This window comes from Streptomyces geranii (assembly GCF_002954775.1).
Classification (GTDB): domain Bacteria; phylum Actinomycetota; class Actinomycetes; order Streptomycetales; family Streptomycetaceae; genus Streptomyces; species Streptomyces geranii.
Genome location: NZ_KZ672952.1, coordinates 126,435 through 141,449, shown reverse-complemented (window position 1 = coordinate 141,449; position 15,015 = coordinate 126,435). Strand labels below are relative to the sequence as shown.

The 15,015-nt window shown below is 68.0% G+C and carries 14 protein-coding genes and 1 pseudogene; 12 read left to right on the top strand and 3 right to left on the bottom strand.

Going from position 1 to position 15,015, the window contains the following annotated elements; genetic code table 11:
• Positions 1-115: 115 nt before the first annotated feature.
• Positions 116-385, bottom strand: coding sequence for a response regulator transcription factor (locus tag CW359_RS46180; RefSeq protein WP_232838140.1), 270 nt, complete (start codon positions 383-385; stop codon positions 116-118).
• 382 nt (positions 386-767) lie between these two features.
• On the opposite strand from CW359_RS46180, the gene CW359_RS00675 reads away from it, so the two are divergent.
• The 3 genes from CW359_RS00675 to CW359_RS00665 all read left to right on the top strand — a co-directional run bounded on the left by CW359_RS00675 (position 768) and on the right by CW359_RS00665 (position 3,633).
• The gene (locus tag CW359_RS00675) at positions 768-1,637 is read left to right on the top strand and encodes a UbiA family prenyltransferase (RefSeq protein WP_105967685.1); all 870 of its coding nucleotides are present in this window, start codon (positions 768-770) and stop codon (positions 1,635-1,637) included.
• A gap of 191 nt (positions 1,638-1,828) precedes the next feature.
• Entirely contained in the window at positions 1,829-2,929 is a 1,101-nt protein-coding gene (locus CW359_RS00670; protein ID WP_105967684.1) for a sensor histidine kinase, read from the top strand.
• Between the two features lie 29 nt (positions 2,930-2,958).
• The gene (locus tag CW359_RS00665; protein ID WP_232838139.1) at positions 2,959-3,633 is read left to right on the top strand and encodes a response regulator; all 675 of its coding nucleotides are present in this window, start codon (positions 2,959-2,961) and stop codon (positions 3,631-3,633) included.
• Position 3,634: 1 nt separating this feature from the next.
• On the opposite strand, the gene CW359_RS00660 is transcribed toward CW359_RS00665, so the two are convergent.
• Entirely contained in the window at positions 3,635-4,612 is a 978-nt protein-coding gene (locus tag CW359_RS00660) for an aldo/keto reductase (RefSeq protein WP_105967683.1), read from the bottom strand.
• A 287-nt stretch (positions 4,613-4,899) separates the two neighbouring features.
• The gene (locus CW359_RS45065; protein WP_157968443.1) at positions 4,900-5,115 is read right to left on the bottom strand and encodes a hypothetical protein; all 216 of its coding nucleotides are present in this window, start codon (positions 5,113-5,115) and stop codon (positions 4,900-4,902) included.
• Positions 5,116-5,787: 672 nt separating this feature from the next.
• On the opposite strand from CW359_RS45065, the gene CW359_RS00655 reads away from it, so the two are divergent.
• The 9 genes and pseudogenes from CW359_RS00655 (at position 5,788) to CW359_RS00610 (ending at position 15,012) form a co-directional block, all read left to right on the top strand.
• The gene (locus CW359_RS00655; protein ID WP_105967682.1) at positions 5,788-6,393 is read left to right on the top strand and encodes an acyl carrier protein; all 606 of its coding nucleotides are present in this window, start codon (positions 5,788-5,790) and stop codon (positions 6,391-6,393) included.
• 531 nt (positions 6,394-6,924) lie between these two features.
• A pseudogene (locus tag CW359_RS47785) lies at positions 6,925-7,231 on the top strand (acyltransferase domain-containing protein); the annotation flags it as partial.
• A gap of 883 nt (positions 7,232-8,114) precedes the next feature.
• The gene (locus tag CW359_RS47460) at positions 8,115-8,678 is read left to right on the top strand and encodes an FAD-dependent monooxygenase (protein ID WP_107503100.1); all 564 of its coding nucleotides are present in this window, start codon (positions 8,115-8,117) and stop codon (positions 8,676-8,678) included.
• Positions 8,626-9,360: a 4'-phosphopantetheinyl transferase family protein gene (locus tag CW359_RS00640; protein ID WP_105967680.1), complete on the top strand. Its 735-nt coding sequence runs from the start codon at positions 8,626-8,628 to the stop codon at positions 9,358-9,360. Before CW359_RS47460 ends, CW359_RS00640 begins: the two co-directional genes overlap by 53 nt.
• Positions 9,361-9,927: 567 nt before the next feature.
• Positions 9,928-10,935, top strand: coding sequence for a methyltransferase (locus CW359_RS00630; protein ID WP_105967678.1), 1,008 nt, complete (start codon positions 9,928-9,930; stop codon positions 10,933-10,935).
• Between the two features lie 356 nt (positions 10,936-11,291).
• Positions 11,292-11,918, top strand: coding sequence for an isochorismatase family protein (locus tag CW359_RS00625; RefSeq protein ID WP_105967677.1), 627 nt, complete (start codon positions 11,292-11,294; stop codon positions 11,916-11,918).
• Positions 11,915-13,834, top strand: a complete 1,920-nt coding sequence (locus tag CW359_RS00620; protein WP_105967676.1) for an anthranilate synthase family protein — start codon at positions 11,915-11,917, stop codon at positions 13,832-13,834. Before CW359_RS00625 ends, CW359_RS00620 begins: the two co-directional genes overlap by 4 nt.
• Complete coding sequence (locus CW359_RS00615; protein ID WP_105967675.1) at positions 13,824-14,153, top strand: hypothetical protein; 330 nt, start codon at positions 13,824-13,826, stop codon at positions 14,151-14,153. Before CW359_RS00620 ends, CW359_RS00615 begins: the two co-directional genes overlap by 11 nt.
• A 28-nt stretch (positions 14,154-14,181) precedes the next feature.
• Entirely contained in the window at positions 14,182-15,012 is an 831-nt protein-coding gene (locus CW359_RS00610; RefSeq protein ID WP_105967674.1) for a PhzF family phenazine biosynthesis protein, read from the top strand.
• Positions 15,013-15,015: the final 3 nt, after the last annotated feature.

The following is a 15,015-nucleotide window of genomic DNA, read 5'->3' as shown; positions in this document are numbered from 1 at the left end:
ACCGTGCTCCTGACGGATCGTCGTACCCGGTCGTTCGAGGAGGTGCCGCCGTACGCGGTCTGCGGCCGAGGCTCAGTCCCGGACCTCGGGTGACCTGTTTTCGGTGGCCCATGTGTCAGGCGTCGTCGGCATCCATCGTGCCGTATTCCGCCGCGAGCCTCGCCCGGCCCTCGATCCTCAGTTTGCGGTAGGTGCGCGTCAGGTGCTGTTCCACGGTGCTTACCGTGATGTAGAGCGCCTCGCTGATCTCGCGATTGGTGAAGCCCTGAGTAGTGAGCTGAGCCACCCTGAACTCGGCCGGCGTCAGCTTCGCCCACCAGTCGGCCGTGCTGTTCTCCTTCCGGTTGCGGGCTATGACACGCCGGTGGTTGCCTTCGTGCTTCATGGCATAGACCTTTCGTTTTCGCGTCGTGGAACACATACGGAGAGCCCGGGACGTACGGGCGCATGGCATGGGCGGGTGACGGAGAAAGCGATCTCCGGGAGAAAACCGGGAGGGAATTCTGCTTGGCTTTCCGGAACTCACGCTAACGAGTGCCATGAACAGCGAACAAGGTGAACTATGCGGTTGTGTCAGCAGAGATGACCGACAGGCTGACGACCGGTATCGAAAGGAGTAGGGCCCCCTTCCACCTCCAGCCACTATCGCGGACAACCGCTCGTGGATCCCGAGATTGCCTTGCCATGCTCAGGTCCGGGAAAGAGCACGGCAGCAGGGAAGACCACGACAACCGGGGCGCGTCCAGGCAGGCCCCCGAGGAGGTTCCATGCGATCCCTTGTGCGACAGGCGGGTGCCTGCCTTGTCGAGAGCCGGCCCAGTGTCCAACTGGTCTTTCTTCTGCGCTTCCTGGCAGGCTCACTGCTCGGTGTGGCCGCGGGCCCGGCCCGGTCCGGCAACGTCGTGGTCGTGGCGGCCGGTTGGACGTGCTGCACGATGGCCATCTATCTCTTCAACGGCGTCGCGGACCGACAGGAGGACATCGCGAACGCCTCGACCCGGCCGATCGCCTCAGGCCGACTGCCCGTCCGGTCCGCCGTGGCCGCCGTGGGTGCGCTCACCGTCACCGGTTTGTTGTGCGTGTTCTCGGTCGGGATCGGCCCCGGCCTGCTGGCCGTGGGATATCTGCTGGTCGGATACGCCTATTCCGGGCCGCCGTTCCCGCTCAAGCGGACCTACTACACCTGCACCGGGGCCGGAATAGGACTCGGTCTGGCCACCTATGCGGCCGGCATCCTCGCCGGTGACCGCCGGCCGGATGCCGGCCTGGTGATTTTCGCCGGGACGATGACCCTCTGGATGGGCTGTGTCGGTGGCATCGCCAAGGAGTTCTCCGACGTCGAGGGCGACCGGGCGGCGGGCCGGTGCACCTGGCCGATGGTGCTCGGGAACGCCGGGGCCCGGTGGCTGCTGGCCGTGGTCGCCGGTGGAATAGCGACGGGCCTCACGGTCGCGGCGCTGCTGTACTCGGCGCAGCTGATCTGGTGCGCCGTCACCGTACTTCTCGGAGCCCTCGGCGTCACCGTCGCCGGCCTGCGTGCGACGCCGGGCGAGGACCGGGCGTCACGCAGAAGGCCCTATCGGGCCTTCATGGCCACTCAACTCGCAGCTCATATCGTCCTGATCGCGTCCCTGTGAAGTGGAAATCAAGTCATTTCGTAGCCGAGCCCGACGGACTGGCACGAAGACGGTGCGGAACCGGTCAAGGCGGCATAGTCCACCATTTTGGATCTTGACGCATTCCTAGCAATGATGGTCGTCATTTGCCGATAGGCCAAGATTAAATTTCAAGTACCCTATGCGCTGTAAACACAGAAAGGGGCGCAAGGGTGACGGAGAGTGACGAAGCGTTCCTGGCGGATCTGGGCCGAGCGGCCGACCTGATCGAAGCGCATTCCTATGAGATTCTGGCGCTGTACGAAGCGGAACTCCGCGCTGCCGACCACGTCATCGTCGGCGACCCGGTAGCGCTGCGTCAGGCCCTCGCGCACGCCGACCAGATACTCGCCGACATCCTCACCAGTCTTCGGGCGGGCCAGGTTCAGGTCGACAGGCGTCACGGAATCCTGGCCCGGACCATTGGTGTCAGCCGGGCCGCCAACGGAGTCCATCCCCATGAGTCCATCATGGCTGCCTCGTTCTTCTACGGAGCGGTTCTCGCCACGGTGTCACGGCTCCTCACCGCATTCACTGATCCGGTGGGTCTGTTCTCCGCGATCGCGCTGACGCTGGAGCGGAGCATCTCCATGCGGATACGTGAGGCAATGGGCAGCTACACCGCGTTTCTGCTCGAAAAAATGCAAGATGTGCAGTTGGAGGAGCGGCGCCGGATAGCCCGTGACCTCCACGACCGTATTGGGCACGGAATCAGCGTCGCCTATCGAAATCTCGAACTTTTCGGGCTCTACCAGGACAGTGACCCGGCGAAAGCCGCGGCCAGAGCGGAGACCGCGGAGAAGGCCATCCGGGAGACCATGCAGAACCTGCGTGCCGTGACCTCGGACCTCCACTCCAAGGAGACGCTGAAAAACCTGGAGAAGGCCCTGCTTCATTACTTGGAAACAGCCGACTGCGAGGGTGTCGACGTCCGCCTGCAGACGAGTGGGGACGAACGGTGGGCGCAGCCGGAGGTGCTGGACGAGGCCTTCCTCATGATCCGGGAAGCCTCGCACAATGCGCTCCGCCATGCGGACGCCTCTGTGTTGCTCATCAGTGTGACCATCACTCCGCATGAGTTCCGTGCTTCGGTGGAGGACGACGGCTGCGGCTTCGACCCGCGGCAGCGCCCTGAATCCGGTGGTGTCGGTCTGTCCTCCATGCGTGAGCGCGCAGGGCTGCTCAAGGGACTGATGCTGGTCAACAGTCGGATAGGCCTGGGAACTCAGGTCGAGTTCCTGATACCCCTCGAGAAGGCGGCGCCCGCTTCGTGAACCGATACGAAAACAACGACGCAGGCACGGTGGCGGACGACACGAGAATCACCATCGTCCTGGTTGACGATCACGCCCTCGTCCGCGAAGGACTGAGGGAGATCATCGACTCCCATGACGACATGACCGTGGTGGGCGAGGCGGACCACAGTGAAGAGGCGGTCGACCGGGTGGCGCGTCTCCGCCCGGACGTGGTTCTGCTCGATATCGAGATTCCCGGGGGAGAACCCACCGACACCGTGATCCGGATGCGCGCCCTCTCGCCGAAGTCGCAGATCGTCATCGTCAGCATGTACGACGGCCCCCAGTTGCTGCGCCGGCTGATCGCTGCCGGTATCCGTGGCTATCTGCTCAAGAGCGTGGACCGGCGTGAACTGGTGTCGGCGATCCGCAGTGTTCACCATGGCCCCGACCGCATGGTGCTCGCGGTCTCCCGGGACTCTCTTGCCCACATCCAGGGGGCGGACGATGTGGCGCTCTCCCCCCGGGAACTGGAGATCCTCGAGCTGGTCGCCCAGGCGCTGAGCAACAGCCAGATCGCTCACCGCCTCCTCATCTCCGAGGCGACCGTCAAACGCCATCTGCGCAACATATTCGTCAAGCTGGACGCCAACTCGCGTATCGACGCTGTCAACAAGGCCATCAACGCGTCACTCATCTCACCGCAGCACGACCGGCCGAGCCGTCGTGACCGGCACGGCTGAGTCAGTTGAGACCGGGGCACGATGTGAGGTCCATTTGTTCCTCCTCCCGTGCCTCGGAGGAAGCGGAGAAGATCGTGCTCAACCTGTGCTGTGTCTCCCGAGTGAGCCGAAGGTCACGGGCTGACAGGTTCATCTCCAGATGGACGCGGTCTCGCGTGCTCGGCACCGGAATGATGTCCTCTCCGCAGGAGAGCAACCAGGCCAAGGCCAGTCGGCCTGCTCCGATGCTCATGTCGGCCGCGACCGCCTCCAGGACACGCAGCGAACTTCTGACAGCCGAAAGCTTCTCGACTGAGAAACAGGGGTCGGTGTGCCGTAAATCCTCCGCGCTGAGCTGCGTCGGGTCGGTGATCCGGCCGGTGAGCAAGCCTCGGCCGAGAGGTTGGCAGGCCATCAGACCGATACCCCGTCGGCGGGCCAGCGGGAGGAGATCGCGCTCTGCCTGACGCTGCCACAGGGAATACTCGGCGGCGACGACGGCGACGGGGTGGATGGCATGGGCGCGGACCAGTTCGTCCCCGGACACACCACCCACCCCGATACGACGGATCTTGCCTGCTTCCAGGAGTCCGGCCAGCTCGCCCATCTGCTCCTCGATCGGCACCCGCAGACCACGTAAATGCACGACATACAGATCGATGTGATCGACACCGAGTTGCCGGAGGGCCTCTTCGCAGTCGTCCACCAGCCCTCGGGAGTCAACCCGTGTCACAGCTCCCGCGCCGAACGGCCGGCTGTGGACGGCGATCAGCGCCTCGTCGCGCCGGGAGGCAACGGCCTGTCCGACTATCCGCCGCACCCTCCCTCCACGAGAGGCATCTGCCGTGTCGAGCAGGACGACGCCCGCGTCCAGGGCCTGTTGGACCAGACGGACGGCTTCCGCGTGGTCGATCGGGCCATAGGCCCCACCGAGTGCCATGCCGCCCAGACCAAGCCTGCGAACTCCCGTGAACGGCGAGGACGATCCTCCCAAGCGCATGTCTTCCAGCCCTCAATGTGTGGTCATCCTGGTCAGGGAACCAGTCTTCGCGATCCGAGACAGGCTTCCCCGCGCCCATGCTCGGCTCTGGGACATTGGGAAAACGACCCCAGCCCGCCCCCTATTCCCCCACGCTCTCACGCCTTGCCTGTGCGCCGTGAGCCGGGCCTCGAGGCCTCTTGTGACGCCACAGGGCCGATAGGGGAAGCAGGGGAGGATTGTTTGAGGGCTCTCACCTGACCTGCTCGCGTGATGCAAGGAACGTTCACAAAAGGAACCGTTTCCCTTCACGGTTTCCGTATGGCTATCTGTTCGCCGTTGCCGCTTCGGCCGACGGCGAACGGCTGGCGGCGGTCCACGAACTGGCATGGCAGGGCGGAGTGTTCGGCCCGCTGGAGTTCGCCGAGCTGAAAATACCGGTCAGCTCCGAGCAGGACGTCCTCGGCGGCGGCACGCCTGTCGGTGGTCTCGGCGGAGAAAGCGTCTCGAACTGGGCGTCCCACATGGCAAATCCAATGTCGTGGTGCCGCCGCGGCGGGTGCGGCAACCCTTCTCGTCGACGACCGGAGCCGTTGTCTGTTGCCGGAACTGGTAGCGCACCACCCCGACCTGACGGTGTTGACGCAGGGGCGCACGGCCGACGCCGAAACGTTCCCCACTGCTCCGCCCGTTCGAACTCCTGAATACCCGGTACGACTTCACCGCGCAGGACGTGCTCTCCCAGACGTTCGACACCCTCAGCGGCCCCACCGAGCTGACCATCACCGTCTCCGCCCGCTGGTGATCCACGACGGACACCGGCACTACGAGCGTGTGCCCGATGTCCCGGGCGAAGGCACTGGTCGGGGCCTTGAAGCAGGGGGTACTGGGGTAGCTGCAGGGTTTTTCGGACGACCGGCACTTCGTAGTCTTCGGACAGAAGCGTTCCCCCGGAAAGAGGGAGAAGTGCATTGGACAACGGTTTTCCGCCGGACCCGTGAGTCAACTGTGCCCGCCGGGCCGGCGCAGGTCCACGCCGAGGCGCGCGCCTTCGTCGAAGCCGTACCCAATCTGGACGAAGACATCGGGAAAGCTCTGCTCATCGCGTTCAGCTGATCCTGGACGGGCCGAAATCGATTCTCGACAACATCTGCTGACGCCAACCGGATGCCAACCTGAACCTATGGAGTTCACAAATGAGCGAGTTCAACGACTTCCCTCCCGGTTTCATGGACACACCGGACGAGGCCGACGGAGTCCGGTCGTCGCTGGTGCGTCGGCTGGAGGGAATGCGGTCCTCGGAGCAGTACCGTTCCCTGCTCGCCCTGGTGCTTGCGGAGACCGTCGAGGTCGCGCGGAGCATCGACTCGGGGGCCCCTGACGCGGTGGCCGAGGGACAGACCTTCAAGGACCTCGGATTCGGGTCTCTGGCGGCGATCGACCTGCACGCCAGGCTCACCGCCGCCATCGGCCTGGAGTTCCCCCTCGCCATGGCGTTCAACCTTCCGACTCCTGCCGCGCTGGCGCGGTATCTGCGGGGGGTGCTCGGACTGCCGACCGCGGCGCAGGAGGCACCGGCGCCCGTCACGGTGCCCCATGACCAACCCTTCGCCATCATCGGTGCCGGCTGCCGGTATTCAGGTTCCGTCGAGTCCCCGGGCCATCATCGGCAGTTGGTGTTCGACGGCAGGGAAGCGCTCGTCGACTTCCCGGCGGACCGCGGGTGGGACCTCGGCGGCCTCTACGACTCGGACCGCAGCAAGCCGGGAAAGAGCTTTGTCCAGAAGGGCGGGTTCCGCTAGGAGGCGCTCCTCGCCGACGTGGACTCCGCCAACGCGGCTCAACCCGAGTGCGGCCGGCCCCTGGCCGTACTTCCTTTCCATGGCGCACTTCCGCTGCCCGTGCCGGGTGCTGCTGCGTGGCCCGTGCCCGCACAGCGGAACCTGAAGCGGCGTCCGGATTCTCTTCGCACCGGTGACCGGGCTCAACCGTCCGCAGCGCGTTCCGCCCTGGACCTGCCCGACAGATTCACCGAGGTGACCCCCATGGACAACGAAGAAAGACCGCTCACCTGTCTCGCGAGGACCACGGCGGATCCGCGTGAGGTCCGACGGCGGTCGGCCGAAGCCGAGAAGCTGGAGTCCGAGTCGATCTCGATGGTCGGAATGGGCTGCCGGCTCCCAGCCGACATCGCGAGCCCCGAGGACCTGTGGCGGTGCTGGAGGCCGGTGGTGACGGGACCTCGGACTTTTCCGTGGACAGTCAGTGGCCCGTCGATCTCCACGATCCGGTGCCCGGCGAGCCAGGCAAGAGCGACACGTACAAGGGCGGGTTCCTCCGACGTGTTCGCCCGGCGCATGCGGGAGTGCGCCCACGCGCTCGTGCCCTTCACGGACTGGGAACTGCCGGCTGTCACGGTGTCCCTGGCCGAGCTGTGGTGCTCGCACGGCGTGGAACCCGCCGCCGTGGTCGGGCATTCACAGGGCGAGGTCGCCCGCGTGCGTCGCGGGCGCGCTGGCCCTGGAGGACGGGGCGGTGGCGCTGCGCAGCCGGGCCACCGCCGACGAACTGGCCGGACACGGAGGCATGTTGGCCGTCTCTCTCCCGGTGGGGCGGGCGCTGCGACGACTGTCGCCGTGGCTGGACAGGCTGTCGCCAGCCGTCGTGGAGGTCGGCGGCGACCCGGAGACAATGGACGGATTGTCCGTGCGGCTGAGGGCTGACCTCGCCGAGGCGGTCGTCCATGGCGCTTCAGTGGACTGGGCAGCGGCCTCGGAGGGCCGTGGTACCCGGCGCGCAGACCTGCCCACATACGCCGATCAGCGGCGCCGTCACCGGCTGGAGGCTCCGAAAGGCGGGCGACGCCGCGTCGGTGGGCAGGGATGCCGCCGGCCATCCTCTGCGGGGCGCCGTCGTCCCGCCGACCGGTACCGGCGGCGTATTGCCCTCCGGCTCTCCTCGCTCCCGCTGCACACCCGTGGCTGCCCGGGCGATGTGTCCGGGGGCCTCACGCCGACGGGCAGCGTTTTCGCGGAGCGGGGTCCCGCCTCCGTTGCCGCCCTTGAACTCCGCAAGCGACTCCAGCAGATCAGCGCACTGCGGCTGAACCCCGCGCTTGTCCATGACCATCCGTCCCCGCTGCCATCACGGCTCACCTGAGCACGCAGTCTCCGCTCCGACGTCTCGTGTCCTGCTCACCGCCTAGGGAATCGACTTGCCGTGTCAGCCGTATCACCCGTGTCTACGAACGCGATCACACCGGTAGTGATCGTCGGAGCCGACCCGTGCGGTCTGGCCGCTGCCTGTGAACTGCTCCGGCTCGGCGTCCCCGTACGAGCCCTTGCACGGCTGCGCGGCGTTGTGGATCGCTCCACGAGAGTCGTCCAAGTGGGCGCCGCCCTAGGCCTCGTCACCATCGAGGCGCACGGGCCCGGCGGGACAGAACTGATCGAGACCGACTGGCTGCTCGACGCGTACGGCGTCCGCAGCGAGGCGCGACAACGGCTGCGCATCGACTTCCCCGGTGAGCGGGGGGCCGGTCACCTTCCTGTTCGCCGAGGGGCAGGTGGACAGGGACTGCAGTCGCACGAGCGCCCACCACGTCCTCGGCCGGAGCGGATCGGTGGTGTTCGTGCCGAGGCCCGGCGTCATCACCTTCGGAAGTCAGGAGCGCATCGCCACCGATCTGTGCCTGGGGCGTCTCCTCCTCGTCGGCGACGCGGCCCAGACCCGTTCCCCGGTCGGTGGACAGGGGCTCGACCTCGGAGCCACGAGGACTGGGGCGCGGTTCAGCTCCGGGCTTGGTTCGTTCGGTCGTCGTGGTCCGCGCGGGCTCGAACGGTTCGTTGTCCGCCGCCATGCCGTTCTCCCCGTACGGCTCTCCGACGGGCGCGCTGGGGAGCCGTACGGAGGCGGTACCGGGAACGTGCGCCGGATGTCGTCGTCCGGGCCCGGTCGGTGGGGCGACGGTACGCCCGGGATCCGGATCAGCACGGGCGATTCCCGTCCACCCTCGCCAACCGAATCGGGTACCCATGATCGAGAACCTGCTGGCCGCACCCATCGTGACGGCCCAGTCGTTCGGTGATCCAGACCCCCTACCGCCGCTGTTTCCCGAGGAGGAGCAGCTGGTGGCCAAAGCCGTGGCCGAGCGCCGCCGGGAGTTCACCACCGCACGCGCATGCGCCCGGCGTGCCCTGGCCGGTCTCGGCGTGCCACCCGTTCCCATCCTTCGAGGTCCGCGTGGGGCACCGGTGTGGCCCACCGCCGTCGTCGGCAGCATGACGCACTGCCGGGGCTACCGTGCGGCAGCCGTGGCAAGGGCGGTCGACATGGTGTCGCTCGGCGTGGACGCCGAGCCCAACGCCCCGTTGGCGAACCACTCGGTGCTGAAGCTCGTCACACTTCCGGAGGAACGGGTACGGCTGCGCCGACTGGCCGCCACCCGGCCCGAGGTGTGCTGGGACCGACTCATCTTCAGCGCCAAGGAGAGCGTCTACAAAGCGTGGTACCCGCTCGCCGGCAGCTGGCTGGACTTCCACGAAGCGACCATCGAGATGCATCCCGCGGCAGGAACGTTCACCGCGCGCCTCCTGGTGCCGGGGCCGTTCGTCGCCGGCAACCGGGTCACCCACTTCCACGGGGGCTGGCTGGCGGAACACGGCTTGCTCTTGACCGCGGTCACCGTTCCCCATGTACCCCATGACGTCCGGCGGCCGGAGGGGGATCCGATCATCCTCGTGAGTCCTCTCACCGTTCGCAGCGACTGAGCGGGAGCGAGCCCTGTGGCCAGGGCCCATGCGCAGCCGAACGCCCCGCACGGTGCTGGGCGTTCGGGGCGACCGCGTTCGCTCCGCGTCCGGCGTGCCCGGGCCGGGTCCGGGGTCCGGGCACGCGGGGGAGGTGCCGTCCGCCGTCGGATCGGGTGCCCCGGGGCGTGCCTGCCGCCAGTGCTGGGTGCTCCGAGCAGGCCGCGTGTCCACGCGTACGGGACGCTGTCGTCCCGGGTTCACAGCCGGTACGTACGCCGGCTCGCGAGCAATGCGGTTGGCGGCTGCCGGACCTGACCACGACGACGGTGGCCCGGTGACTCGCCTGCCGTCCCGCTGCCGAAGTGATCTGGCGAGACGGAACAGCACGCGGCCGTCCATGCCCAACTCCGCAACCCCAGGTCTCTTGCGAAAACTTCTGGGGTTGTCGCCCGGGTGCGGTGCTCACATGATTTGGATGCGTGCTCCAAGCCAGTGAATTCATCACGAGGCGGTGAGCGGTGAAATTCGCGCAAAGCGATGAACAGGGCCAGTCATAAGGGTTCCGACAGCCTGGAGAGTTCACAAATGAAACACGATCTGAAGGCAGTTCAGGAAGTGGTCGAACTCGTCACCGGTGGGTGGCGCGCACAGGCCGTCCACGCGGCAGCGAAGTTCAGGCTGCCCGATCACATCGAAGCCGGACTGTCTCGCGACGGCGAACTCGCCGAGGCGGCGGGGGCGGAGGAACAGGGCATTCACCGCCTGATGCGGCTGCTGGTGGCGATGGGGGTGTTCGACTGGAGCCCGGAGACGGGTTACCGCAACACCCCGGTGAGCACCGCACTGCTCGATCGGCCCGGGACGATGCGGGACATGTGCCTGCTGTACGGCGAGGAGTTCTACACCGCCTGGGGCCATGCCGCGGAGTGCTTCCGCACATCGACCGCCGGGTTCGAGCTGGCCTACGGTGAGCCGCTCTATCGCCACCTCGACAGTCACCCGGACCTGGCCGACCGGTTCCAGCGGACCATGAAGGCGGGCAACCTCTTCTTCGACCACGTACCGGAGATCTTCGACTTCTCCGGCAAGACGGTGGTGGACTGCGGCGGCGGCAACGGGCACCTGCTCTCGGTGATCCTCGAAGCGGCCCCCGACGCCCGCGGGAAACTGATCGACCGCGAACACGTCGTCCCGATCGCCCGCGAGTACCTGGCCGGAACGGTCGGCCTGGACCGGGTCGAACTCTTCGGTGGAGACATGTTCACGTCGGTACCGGAGGGCGGCGACGTCTACATCTTCTGCCGGGTGCTGGCCGGCTGGTCCGACGACGACGCCGTCGCGGCGTTCGAGCACTGCCGCCGCAGTATGACCAGCCCTTCCTCCCGGCTGCTGGTCATGGACCGCATGGTGGTGGACGACAACTCCACGATGCTGCCCGCCCTGTGGGACCTGCACCTGCTGATGACGACCGGTGGCGGACACCGTTCCGTCGACCGGTTCCGGTCCCTGCTGGACCGGGCGGGCCTGGACATCGAACGGATCGCGGGGCTCCCGATGGAGACCACCGCGCTCATCGCCGCACCACGCGCCTGACTCCCCGGAGTGGTCCGCGGCGGCACCGCTCCACCCACCGGTCCGCGCCTTCCCGCACCGCTTCCGCCGGGCCGACGGCACGGTCCGCGCCGCACCACGCGGCCACCCGGCCACGCACGCCGTGACCTCGTCGGCAGGCCCGTCCACCGCCGGCTTCTCCTCCCTGCCGGTTCCCCGTTCCCGGTGAACCAGCCCGCCCACGCACCCGAGCAGGGCGTGCGCGCTCCGGCGACGGCCCGGCGGCACGGGGCCTCCCCGGCGTATCCCCTCCCCACGTTCCCGAGCCCCCTCCCCATGTCCCGGAGTTCCTCTCCACCACGCCCGGATGATCCTCCCCCTCCCGGAAGAAGCCGACCATGAAGGGCATACCCCCCATCCGTTCGTACCCCCTGCCCACCACCGCGAGCCTTCCCGAGAACGTCACCCAGTGGACTGCCGACCCCCGACGGGCGGTCCTTCTCATCCACGACATGCAGCACTACTTCCTCAGGAACTTCCCCGACCCGCTGCGCGCCGAGATCATCGACAATGCCGCAACCCTCCGCAAGCGCTGTACGGCCGAGGGGGTGCCGGTGGCCTACACGGCGCAGTCCGGCGGGATGACCGAGCAGGAGCGCGGTCTGCTCAAGGACTTCTGGGGACCGGGCATGCGCACGGATCCGGAGGACCGGGCGGTCGTGCCCGAGCTCGCGCCCGCCGCCGGCGACTGGCGCCTGACCAAATGGCGCTACAGCGCCTTCTTCCGCTCGGACCTGCTGGAGCGCATGCGGGCGGCCGGCCGCGACCAGCTCGTGCTCTGCGGTGTCTACGCGCACGTCGGTGTGCTGGCCACCGCGCTGGAGGCGTTCACCAACGACATCCAACCGTTCCTGGTCGCCGACGCCACCGGTGACTTCTGCGAGGCCGACCACCGACTGGCCCTGGACTACACGGCGCGGCGCTGCGGGACGGTCGTCCTGACCGACGAGGTGTTCCGGGCATGAGCGCGCCGACCGAGAACCCCGACCGCACCCCGCTCGACCGCGTTCTCGCCCTGGAACCGACCGCGTTCGCCCTGCTCCACAGGCCCGGAGCGCATGCCGCGCCGGACACCGTCGACGTCTTGGTGGGGGACATGGCCCGACTTCAGTCGTTGGCCGACATCCCGCTCCACGACAGCGGTGCGAAGGTGCCCGTGCCACGGCAGGAAGTCCTGGTGCTGGTGCCCTACCGGCAGCTCGCCGAACGCGGGTTCGCCGCCCCCGACGACGGGGAACCGCTGCTCGCCATGACCGTCACCGCGCAAGCGACGACCACGGTGCCCGAACTCCTGGCCCGCATCCCACAGACACCGCTCCGGCTGGTCGACCAGCACTTCGACACGTCGGACGACGAGTACGCCGAGACCGTACGCCGGATCGTCACGGACGAGATAGGCACCGGAGAGGGCGCCAACTTCGTCATCAGGCGGTCCTTCCTGGCCTGCCTCAGCGACTACTCGCCGCGCCATGCGCTGTCCGCCTTCTGCGCCCTGCTGGCCCGGGAGCCGGGCACGTACTGGACCTTCGTCATCCACACCGGGGAGCGCACCTTCGTGGGTGCCACCCCGGAGCGCCACGTCTCGCTCAACGGCGGAACGGCCGTGATGAACCCCATCAGCGGCACCTACCGCTACCCGCCCGCCGGGCCCACCCTGCAGGGCGTCACGGACTTCCTCGCCGACCGCAAGGAGACCGAGGAGCTCTACATGGTGCTCGACGAGGAACTCAAGATGATGGCGCGGATCTGCGAGCGCGGGGGCCGGGTGACCGGACCCCACCTCAAGGAGATGGGGCGGCTGGCCCACACCGAGTACTTCATCGACGGCACGACCGACCACGACGTACGCGACATCCTCCGCGAGTCGATGTTCGCCCCCACGGTCACCGGCAGCCCGCTGGAGAGCGCCGCGCGTGTGATCAGCCGGTACGAGCCGCAGGGGCGGGGATACTACAGCGGGATCGCCGCGCTGATCGGTACGGACGCGGACGGCGAACGCACCCTCGACTCCGCCATCCTCATCCGCACCGCCGACATCGACGCGGGCGGCCGGGTGCGGATCGGCGTCGGTGCCACCGTCGTACGCCACTCCGATCCGTTCTCGGAGGTGGCCGAGACCCACGCCAAGGTCTCCGGGCTCGTCTCCGCTCTGCAGTCCGGCGGCACCTCCCGTTTCGGACAACACCCGGAGGTGGTGTCCGCGTTGCGGCGCCGCAACGCGGACATCGCGGGCTTCTGGCTGAAGGACCACGCCTCGCACCCGGCGGCGGTGGCCGAGTCGGTACGGCCGGCGGGGCTGAGGGGGCTGAAGACGCTGGTGATCGACGCGGAGGACTCCTTCACCGCGATGCTGGGACTGCAGTTGGACGCGCTGGGACTGCAGGTGGCGATCCAGCGCTTCGACGACGCCACGCTCGACGGGTACGACCTCGTGGTCATGGGCCCGGGCCCCGGTGACCCCCGCGCGGACGACGATCCGAAGATCGTCCGCCTGCGGTCGGTGGTCGACCAACTCCTGGCCGAACGCCTGCCCTTCGTCGCCGTCTGCCTGAGCCACCAGGTGCTCAGCAGGAGGCTGGGACTGGACCTCGTACGTCGTGACACGCCCAACCAGGGCGTGCAGCGGGAGATCGACCTGTTCGGCGCGCGGGAGCGGGTGGGGTTCTACAACACCTTCGCGGCCCGCGGTACCGACGACCGGCACCACGTCGACGGCGTCGGACCGGTGGAGGTGAGCCGCGACCCGCTGACCGGTGAGGTGCACGCCCTGCACGGCCCCCACTTCGCCTCGATGCAGTTCCACGCCGAGTCGGTGCTCACCGTCGACGGACCCCGCATCGTGGCCGACTCGATCCGGAGGGCGCTGGGTCATGAGGCTTGACATCGTGTGGTGGGACCTGGACCAGTCCTCCGCGACCATCGACTCGCTCCGGGAGCACCTGCGTCAGGACGCGGTCGAGCAGTGGGCCGAAGTCCGCGGGCTGCGGCTGAAGTTCTGGATCGCGGACCGGGACCGCAACCGGTGGGGCGCGGTGATGGTGTGGGAGGGCGACCGGCCCCAGGTACTCCCGCCGAACCGGGCGTCCGAACTGATCGGCTGTCCGCCGACCCACCGCTCGGTCTTCACCGCCGAAGCCGTCGTGGAGGGCGCGTACACGGTGGCCGCCCTCCACGGGACCGGCCCGGTCTTCACGGCGTAGGGCCGACTCACACATTACGGAGAACCTCATGCACGACTACGTGGTCGTGGACGCCTTCTCGCGCACTCCGCTCGAAGGCAACCCCGTGGCCGTCTTCTTCGACGCCGACGACCTGACCAGCGACCAGATGCAGCGCATAGCCAAGGAGATGAACCTGTCGGAGGTCACCTTCGTGCTCTCCGCCCGGCAGGGCGCGGACGCCCGGATCCGGATCTTCACACCGGTCAACGAGCTGCCGTTCGCCGGTCATCCGCTGCTCGGAACGGCCGTGGCCCTCGGCGAGATCAAGAAGACGGACACCCTGCGGCTGGAGACAGCCATGGGCATCATCCCGTTCGAGTTCTACGACGACGGGGGCACAGCCGTCCGGATGCGGCAGCCGGTCCCGACGTGGAAGCCGTACGAGCGCGTCAAGGAACTCATCCAGGCGCTGGGCGTCGAGTCCTCGACCGTACCGGTGGAGATCTACCACAACGGGCCCCGCCACATCTTCGTGGGACTGCCGAGCGTGGCCGCGCTGTCCGCTCTCGACCCCGACCACCGCGCCCTGGCCCGGTTCCCCGACATGGCCGCCAACTGCTTCGCCGGCAGCGGCACGCACTGGCGTACGCGGATGTTCTCGCCTGCCTACGGCGTGGTCGAGGACGCGGCCACGGGCTCCGCGGCCGGACCGCTCGCCATCCACCTCGCCCGGCACGGGCTCGCCGAGTACGGGCAGGAGATCGAGATCCTCCAGGGGGCCGACATGGGCCGCCCCTCCTACATGTTCGCGACCGCCCACGGGTCGCAGGACCGCGTCGACGACGTCCGGGTGGGCGGCCACGGCGTGGTCGTCGCCCGCGGCGTCATCCACGTGTGAAAG

Bases quoted from the DNA above. Each gene is read 5' to 3' on its own strand.
- CW359_RS46180 (WP_232838140.1), bottom strand. From the start codon at position 385: ATGAAGCACGAAGGCAACCACCGGCGTGTCATAGCCCGCAACCGGAAG.
- CW359_RS00675 (WP_105967685.1), top strand. From the start codon at position 768: ATGCGATCCCTTGTGCGACAGGCGGGTGCCTGCCTTGTCGAGAGCCGG.
- CW359_RS00660 (WP_105967683.1), bottom strand. From the start codon at position 4,612: ATGCGCTTGGGAGGATCGTCCTCGCCGTTCACGGGAGTTCGCAGGCTT.
- CW359_RS00655 (WP_105967682.1), top strand. From the start codon at position 5,788: ATGAGCGAGTTCAACGACTTCCCTCCCGGTTTCATGGACACACCGGAC.
- CW359_RS00640 (WP_105967680.1), top strand. From the start codon at position 8,626: ATGATCGAGAACCTGCTGGCCGCACCCATCGTGACGGCCCAGTCGTTC.
- CW359_RS00630 (WP_105967678.1), top strand. From the start codon at position 9,928: ATGAAACACGATCTGAAGGCAGTTCAGGAAGTGGTCGAACTCGTCACC.
- CW359_RS00625 (WP_105967677.1), top strand. From the start codon at position 11,292: ATGAAGGGCATACCCCCCATCCGTTCGTACCCCCTGCCCACCACCGCG.
- CW359_RS00620 (WP_105967676.1), top strand. From the start codon at position 11,915: ATGAGCGCGCCGACCGAGAACCCCGACCGCACCCCGCTCGACCGCGTT.
- CW359_RS00615 (WP_105967675.1), top strand. From the start codon at position 13,824: ATGAGGCTTGACATCGTGTGGTGGGACCTGGACCAGTCCTCCGCGACC.
- CW359_RS00610 (WP_105967674.1), top strand. From the start codon at position 14,182: ATGCACGACTACGTGGTCGTGGACGCCTTCTCGCGCACTCCGCTCGAA.